The following is a 1,575-nucleotide window of genomic DNA, read 5'->3' as shown; positions in this document are numbered from 1 at the left end:
GCCGGACCTGCCCGACTTCGAGCGCCGCCGGCGAGCCATCCGAGCAGACCGAGGTCAAGACGAAGCGTGGTCCTGACTCAGCCCTGCTGGCAAGCGTGCATGGCGCGGGCTCACTGCTCGGTTGGGGATGCTCACAACATGTCAGTGTCACCGACGAAAGCCCGGCTCAAATGTCCTGCCCCACCTCTCAGGTTCCAGTTCTGCTGGCTAACTGACGGCCTTCACGAAAGGCTGCCGGACATGCCCCGCGCTTACCCCGATGAGTTCCGCGCCCGCGCCATCGCGTTGGTGCGGGCAGGAAAAGAACAGAAGCAGACCGCCGTTGACCTCGGCATCCATCCGGTCACGTTGTCGAAGTGGTTGCGCCAGGACGACATCGACAACGGCCGGCTCCCTGGCAGGGTCTCGGAGGAGTCCGCAGAGCTGAGTGCAGCGCGGCGACGAATCCGCGAGCTGGAAACCGAGCTCGAGATCGTCCGCAGGGCCGCCAAGTTCCTCGGCGAGGACCAGCCGGCCCCAAAAGGCTCTACCCCGTGATCGACCGTCTCGTCGATGCCGGGGCACCGGTCGACCGATGCTGCCGGATCCTCGGGGTCGCCCGGCAGAACTACTACAAACACAAGCGCACCCCGACCACACCGCGGCAACTGCGACGGGAGTGGCTGACCGGACTCATCCGGGAGGTCCACGTCGCCTCACGCGGCACCTACGGCTACCGCCGCGTCCACGCCGAGCTCACCCTGGGCATGGGCATCCAGGTGTGCTCGAGGACCGCGTCGGTGCTGATGACACAGGCCGGGATCCACGGACTGCCCGGACCGGTGCGGATCAAGCGCCTGCGGGGTGTCGTCACCGCCGATGACCTGGTCAAGAGGAAGTTCCATCGGCTGCGTCCCAACGAGCTGTGGGTCACCGACATCACGCAACATCGCACCAGAGAAGGGTGGGTGTACTGCGCGGCGGTTCTGGACGCGTTCAGCCGCAAGATCGTGGGCTGGTCGATCGACTCCAGACAGGACTCTACCCTCGTGGTCAACGCGTTAGACATGGCCCTTCGCAACCGCCGCCCCGAACCAGGCGGGATAGTTCACGCCGATCACGGCACCCAGTTCACCTCCTGGGTCTTCGGGGAAAGGATCCGCTCCGCCGGGCTCCTGCCATCGTTCGGCACGGTCGGAGACGGCCTGGACAACGCGATGATGGAGTCGTTCTGGTCCTCAATGCAGATCGAGCTGTTGAACCGCAAACGGTGGAAGACCCGGGTCGAGTTGGCGAACGCGATCTTCGAGTACATCGAGATCTTCCACAACCGACAGCGGCGCCACTCAGCACTGGGCTACCGCACCCCGATCGAGTACGAACTACTCTCCGAACAAGACACCATCCCCGCCGCCAGTTAGCCCGCAGCTGGAACCCAAACCGTGGGGCAGGTCAAGATGTCACCCGATCGTGCATCAGACCCCATTGTCAGTGGGTGGCCCTAGTGTCCTGCGCCAGTAGTTGATCGTTAGTAGTTGTGTGACTTCTGCTGCTGGTGCGTCAGTTCCCCGTCGGGGCCCGAAGCTGGAACCGTTG

The 1,575-nt window shown here is 64.3% G+C and carries 1 protein-coding gene and 1 pseudogene; both read left to right on the top strand.

Annotation, left to right across the window (positions count from 1 at the left end; all coding sequences use genetic code 11):
- The coding region (locus tag ACFWBT_RS42935) for a hypothetical protein (RefSeq protein ID WP_385710253.1) at positions 1 to 215 on the top strand (215 nt) is incomplete at its 5' end.
- Between the two features lie 25 nt (positions 216 to 240).
- Positions 241 to 1,400 (top strand): annotated as a pseudogene (locus ACFWBT_RS42930) (IS3 family transposase).
- The last annotated feature ends 175 nt before the right edge of the window (positions 1,401 to 1,575 follow it).

The organism is Streptomyces sp. NPDC060027 (genome assembly GCF_042737005.1).
Classification (GTDB): Bacteria; Actinomycetota; Actinomycetes; order Streptomycetales; family Streptomycetaceae; genus Streptomyces.
Note: the sequence above shows the minus strand (reverse complement) of the source record. Positions and strands in the feature narration are given on the sequence as shown.